The 5,704-nt window shown below is 50.9% G+C and carries 8 protein-coding genes; 1 reads left to right on the top strand and 7 read right to left on the bottom strand.

Annotation, left to right across the window (positions count from 1 at the left end; genetic code table 11):
* The 5 genes from AC4FIC_RS07665 to AC4FIC_RS07645 form a co-directional block, all read right to left on the bottom strand.
* Positions 1-773 (bottom strand): VOC family protein (locus tag AC4FIC_RS07665; protein WP_476451662.1); only part of this gene is annotated, 773 nt, incomplete at its 3' end.
* 30 nt (positions 774-803) lie between these two features.
* Positions 804-1,397 carry a sugar O-acetyltransferase gene (locus AC4FIC_RS07660; RefSeq protein WP_100257842.1) on the bottom strand — a complete coding sequence of 198 codons (594 nt, stop codon included), beginning with the start codon at positions 1,395-1,397 and terminating at the stop codon, positions 804-806.
* Positions 1,398-1,490: 93 nt separating this feature from the next.
* Complete coding sequence (locus tag AC4FIC_RS07655) at positions 1,491-1,835, bottom strand: cupin domain-containing protein (RefSeq protein WP_100257841.1); 345 nt, start codon at positions 1,833-1,835, stop codon at positions 1,491-1,493.
* Between the two features lie 24 nt (positions 1,836-1,859).
* Positions 1,860-2,675: a Cof-type HAD-IIB family hydrolase gene (locus AC4FIC_RS07650; protein ID WP_100257840.1), complete on the bottom strand. Its 816-nt coding sequence runs from the start codon at positions 2,673-2,675 to the stop codon at positions 1,860-1,862.
* A 22-nt stretch (positions 2,676-2,697) separates the two neighbouring features.
* The gene (locus tag AC4FIC_RS07645) at positions 2,698-3,114 is read right to left on the bottom strand and encodes a VOC family protein (protein ID WP_476194859.1); all 417 of its coding nucleotides are present in this window, start codon (positions 3,112-3,114) and stop codon (positions 2,698-2,700) included.
* A 607-nt stretch (positions 3,115-3,721) separates the two neighbouring features.
* Between AC4FIC_RS07645 and AC4FIC_RS07640 the strand changes: the two genes are divergently transcribed.
* On the top strand, positions 3,722-4,078 hold the full coding sequence (locus AC4FIC_RS07640) for a winged helix-turn-helix transcriptional regulator (RefSeq protein ID WP_100257838.1): 357 nt from the start codon (positions 3,722-3,724) through the stop codon (positions 4,076-4,078).
* A 24-nt stretch (positions 4,079-4,102) separates the two neighbouring features.
* Here AC4FIC_RS07640 and AC4FIC_RS07635 read toward each other — a convergent pair whose 3' ends face one another.
* Positions 4,103-4,882 carry a 2OG-Fe(II) oxygenase gene (locus tag AC4FIC_RS07635; protein ID WP_273284487.1) on the bottom strand — a complete coding sequence of 260 codons (780 nt, stop codon included), beginning with the start codon at positions 4,880-4,882 and terminating at the stop codon, positions 4,103-4,105.
* Between the two features lie 205 nt (positions 4,883-5,087).
* Positions 5,088-5,704, bottom strand: a 617-nt coding sequence (locus AC4FIC_RS07630) for a DAK2 domain-containing protein (protein ID WP_476451664.1), incomplete at its 5' end; no start/stop codon positions are given.

Below are 5,704 nucleotides of genomic sequence, written 5' to 3'. Positions count from 1 at the left end.
TCTGGTTCTGGACCTGTGTCTGTTCCTATGCCGGCGTGGCCCTGTTCAAATTCCCATTGCACGCCATGGGGGTCGATAAAATAGAAGTAACGGATGTTGCCGACAATCCGGCAAACCTGGTCTTTCTCGGCCTTGTCGGCCTCCAAATCTGGATCGTATAGGCGGAATTCACTGGCCTGAATCGGATCAATCTTGAACGGTTTGTATTCCGGTGAGGCATTAATTAGCTGGTTTTCCGGTAGGCTCTTTACATGCGCGAAGGCCAGATCGATATCGACCACCTTGAGCGCTATATGGCGCACACCGCCAACGGCATTGACCTTATAGGCGCGGACAACTTTTTGCGCCGGCGGGTTGTGATATTGCATCAACTCCAAGGTTAGCCCGGTACCAGGAATCTCCACAAAGGCGATGCTCACCGACACCTGTTCTGGCTGATCCAAAAACCCCGCGGCTTGGGCAAAACCGATGTTACGGAACTGCTCAAATATTCGCACCGGGGTAACATTGAACAGCCGCTGGTAATAATCAATCGCCAGGGGCAGATCGGTGACCCCTATATTGATATGGCTTACGCCGCGAATAAAGGCATGGCCGGGTTGTTCATTTGTTTGGAGCAGCGCCTTGGCGCCAGAGCCGGTTCTGTCGGTGCGTTCGACCCGCCGTTCGGTGACTTCTCGCGTCACTTCGGTTTGGCTGTTATTGGGCCCGTTCCGGGTGATGGTGGTTTGCTTGATTTCTTTATATTCGCTCAGTTCGCTAAAATGTGTCACGGTGCTTGGCCTATTAGTTTGTTGACGAATTTACCGGGGTGGTTCGGATGCCAGTTGGCGGATCACCCGGCATGGGTTGCCAACCGCTAAGACCTTAGCGGGAATATCTTTGGTGACCACGCTGCCGGCACCAATGGTGGTGTTATCGCCAATGCTGACCCCCGGGCAGATGATGGCACCGGCCCCGATCCAGACATTTTTACCAATAAAGACTGGCGCGGCCGACTCCAGCTTTTCCCGTCTAGGCTCATAGTCGGTGGGATGGTAGGCGGCGGAGATCTGCACACCCGGCGCGAGCAGCGTATCATCGCCAATAACTACTCGGTTGCAGTCTAAAATGATGCAGCCGTAATTCACAAAAACCCTGTGACCCAGTTCGATGTTGTAACCGTAATCGCAGCGGAAGGGCGGCTTTATTTCACAGTTCTCACCCTGGGCGCCGAGCAATTGTGTGAGTATTTCACGACGATGGTCGTTTTCAATAGCGCGAGTCTGATTAAAATCATAGGTTAGTTCCGCGGCCCGATCGCGTTCTTGAGTGAGTTCGGCATCGAGATGTTTATAAAACTGATTGGCGAGCATCTTTTGTTTTTCGGTTGCGTAGGTGAGGGGATTTGCCGTCATGGGATTTGTCCTGGTTATTTTTTGCTTGCTAGCGAAAAGGTCTGGCGAAGGCGAGTCCAAACGGCCCCTAAGGATGGGACCCGCCGCTGCGCTCTAATGGGTAACGATAATGGCGGTCATGACTAAATCTTCCGCGCCAATATTTTCAATGCTGTGCATTTCACCGTGGCCCGTTATCACCACATCGCCCGGGCCCACCTCATGGCTGCCGTCCTGCTCGATAACCTTGCCCAAGCCCTTGCGGATCAAATAGAATTCGGTTTCGTACTTGTGGATATGCTGACCGATACTACCGCCAACGGGCACAACCTGTTCGCACAGGAGTCGACAATTGATCATCTCTTCTCTATCAATAAATTCGGTTATATGGATGTCGCCGACACCGGCCTTCAGGTTAGTGCGGATATTGATGTTAAAATCATTGGTGCGTTTAATCATTGTGTGGCTCCCTGGGAATAGCGACTAGACCGCTAGCGCAAAGCGATTGATGGCGGTGGCTACGCCGTCTGTGTTGTTGCAATGGGTAATGTGTGCGGCATATTTTTTGACATCCATCGGGCCATTGAGCATCGCCACGCCCAAACCGCAGTCCCGAATCATGGTGATGTCGTTGTAGCTGTCGCCTATCGCCATGACATCCTGCTTATTAATGTTCTCCAACCCACAAAGGAAATCGATTGTCTTACTCTTGTCGACCCGCTTGTTGGTGAACTCAAGGAAGAACGGCTTAGAGATATTCATGCTCATGGTGTCGCCGATTAAAGGCCGCAGCTCAACCTCAATTTGCTTCAACCGTGTTGGTTCTTCTAACAACAGAATCTTGACTACTTCTTGTTGTATCTGTGCGCGGAAATCGTCCACCTTGACCACCGGCATGCCCGTTAATTGGCCCTCGAAATCAGTGTGGGGGTTGTGTTCGGGGGTAACCACTCGATCGTCGATATAGGTGTGGATAAAGGCGGATTTTTCCTTATAGACCGACGTGAGCAGATCAATATTGTCCCAGGTAAGGGTGCAACGAAATATTTCTTCATTGGTATCGCAGCGATGGGCGATCGCGCCATTGTAGGAAATAACATAGCCGTTGTAGTCCGCCAGCCTAAGTTCCTGGGCATAGGGTAAAATGGCCGGCGTTGGCCGACCCGATGCGATCACTATTTTGATGCCGGAACGCTGGGCATTACTGATCACTTGTTTGGTATAGTCACTGATCACCAGGTCGTCGTTTAGCAGGGTGTCGTCGAGATCCATTACGATCATCTTTACATTCTTATTCATTACTGTCTCTCCAGAAGATAGCTCACCAGGTGCCGATGTTTGGCATTTCGTTCCAGGGTTTGCCTGGTGCGGTTATAGGCCCTTGTTGTAACAGTTCAATCGAAATGTTATCGGGGCTTTTAATAAAGGCCATGCGCCCATCTCGTGGCGGTCGCGCCAGGGTGGCACCCAGAGCCATTAATGTTTCGCAGCTTTCATAGATGTTGTCGACGCCGACAGCGATATGGCCAAAATTGTCACCATTGAGATAGTCCTTATCTTGATCCCAGTTGTGCGTGAGTTCGATCTCGAAGGTGCCCGCCTTGTCGGTTAGATAGACCAACGTAAATCGACCATTGGCTTCGTCGATTCGCCGCACTTGCGTGATACCGAGCGCGTGAAAAAATGTCAGTGTTTTCGTTAAATCCCGAACCCGTAACATAGTATGCAAAAGTGTCATGTTAAATTCCCTATCCTAGTGTCGTTTACGGGGCGCAAATGACACAAAAATTTAATGGTTGATGGGTGGTGCTAGTGGCGGTATTTAGTTACCCAGTTTAGTTTGATCTGTGTTGGCGATTTTCGTTGTAGAGCCTAAGGTTGTTAGTCGTCCTATTCGCCATGGTGGGGTAGGGGGTGGTTCTTGGTTGTCAAAATAAAGTGGACTATTAGCCGGTCGATACAAGTACAAGCTAATAATTGTCATAGGGCGTTCCTCTTGATTGATAAGTCTTGTGCAATTAACTGCCTGCTTGTTTTTAATTATAGGGTGGCGTCTGTGGATGTAAATTAGGCACAAAATTGATATGAGGTTACATTTAGGTGCCCTTTAGAAGATTTTTTGTTCTTGGTTTATTATGGTTTTTTTTGATAGGTAATTTTTAGACTTAAAATAAATCGGTTTATATATATTTTGATGGGTGAGGCGGTTGATGACGAGGGAGGTTGATGTAAAATAGTTTAGTATTCGGCTGGTTTAGTAATTCAAAATGATTTATTGATGCTGGCGAAGACAGGAATAATTCTATTCAAAAAAATTTTGAGCAACCTAAGGGTAGGGATTTCCGATGAAGAAACACAAGGATTATGACTGTAATCTCGGTTGTATGGTGGAAAATACGCTCGAAATTATACGTGGCAAATGGAAGGGTATCGTTCTGACCCTATTGTTCGATAAGTGTTATCGCTTCAATGAGTTGCAGCGGCAAATGCCGGGCGTCACGCAACGCATTCTAACCAAGCAGCTGCGTGAACTGGAACAGGCCGGTCTGGTGGTTCGTGAAGTCCTCAGCCTGAAACCCTTCGCCGTGTGCTACAGCTTGACCGATCTGGGCCGAACCTTGAAGCCGGTTATGCACTGCTTAAAGCAGTGGAGCTTAGATCACGGCCACGAGGTTTATGCCCTTGAGACCGTGCAAGACTGACGCCGTCGGCTACTAGGGTGCAAGTTAATATCGACTGTTGTAGAGGATGTTAACCCGGGCGACATATTTGCTGGTGCTACCCAAGACCTTGGCGCCCTCATGCAAAACCGAATTAGAGCCATGCCCGTGTCGAAAAAATAAAGCGCGACCTTTTTTAGGGGTGATCGACAACCGTTTGCCATCATTTTGGTAGAGGTGGGTCTGGCCACCCTGAACGCCATCTTCTGGCCCGTTGAGGTACAGCAACATGGTCAGTTTGGAGCACATACCCGTCCACTGCACCATGGACTGTTGGTCGGCGCTTAAGCCATAGCCCGGCCAGTCACCGTCTATATGGCGATTAAAGACGTCGTTTTGGTCGTATTTGTACATGTTGATCCGTTGACTGAGCCTGTCTGCCAAGGTGTCGCCGTCTAAGGCCGGCGGCAGATGGGGTCGCAGGCGCTCAAAGAGGGTGGCCAAAAAAGTCTCATCGGCCAACCAATGCACGGACTTGTTCATGCGCATACCTGGCGGGGTTTGAATGCCAGGGGCCTCATCGCGATAACCCAACTGTTCTGTCAAGGCAATAATGGCGTCAGCCTCGGCATCGGATAGGACGTTTTCGATCGTGAAAGCAAGCTTATCGGCCAAGGTGATGGTATGGCGACTGGTGTTGTTGAGCCATTGCGCCGGCGCTATAAGTTCTGGACTTGGGACGACCGCATAGATCGGCGTGTTATCGACAAAACCGCCCATCGGTAGGGAGCCTTGGATGTATTCCACAGGATAGAAATTGATCGGCTTAGGTTGGTGCAGTTTCATGCGAGGGGTCTCTCTGACGACAAGCGATTGTCTATCTTAACCTGTTATTGCGCGCTGTAAATAAGGCACCGCTTTGATACCTAGCATTTCATGCTGTCCATATCCCCCAGCGAAGCCGGCGCTAATCGATGCCGGCCAAACCAGTGGGTCCCAACCGACCCACTGGTTTGACACCCAATAACAAAGCCTCATCACCCTAATGGCATTATGACGCCAAGTGCTCAAACAAGCGCGCAACCGCTTCCGCACCGGGATCCACGTGGCCGATCAACTGTTCTGCATTGACATAGGCAGAACGACCCGCCTTGGCCGTGCTCAGCGTCGCGGTATAGTCGGCCCCCGCGCGTGCCGCGCTGGCAGCATGACGCAAGCCATCGGACAGGGCATCCAATGCGGGCACTAAGGCATCCACCATGGTGCGATCGCCGGGATTCGCACCACCAATTTGGCGCATCCGATCCAGGCCTGCTTGCAGCGCTTCGCGCATCGGTAAACCAGACGAAGACGCATCACCGGCCGCGGCAAAGAATATCGCCAGCAATACCCCTGATGAGCCACCCATGGTCTGGCTTAACTCTAACCCAATCGCTCGATACAACTGGGTATGGTCGGCCAAGGGTAGAGTATCCATTGCCTCGATTAAAGCGCGAGCGGCCCCTGCCAGTGTCGAGCCCGTGTCGCCATCACCCGACTTAGCATCCAAGGCATTAAGATCGTTTTCAGAAGCTATTAAAATCTCACAGCAGCCAGTCAAAAAGGCCTTGGTTGGGGGGTGTGCCGAGGCAGGCGAGCGGATGGGTGACAAGCCATCCGGCAGCGGCA

The sequence above is a fragment of the Reinekea sp. genome (genome assembly GCF_982785585.1).
Note: the sequence above shows the minus strand (reverse complement) of the source record. Positions and strands in the feature narration are given on the sequence as shown.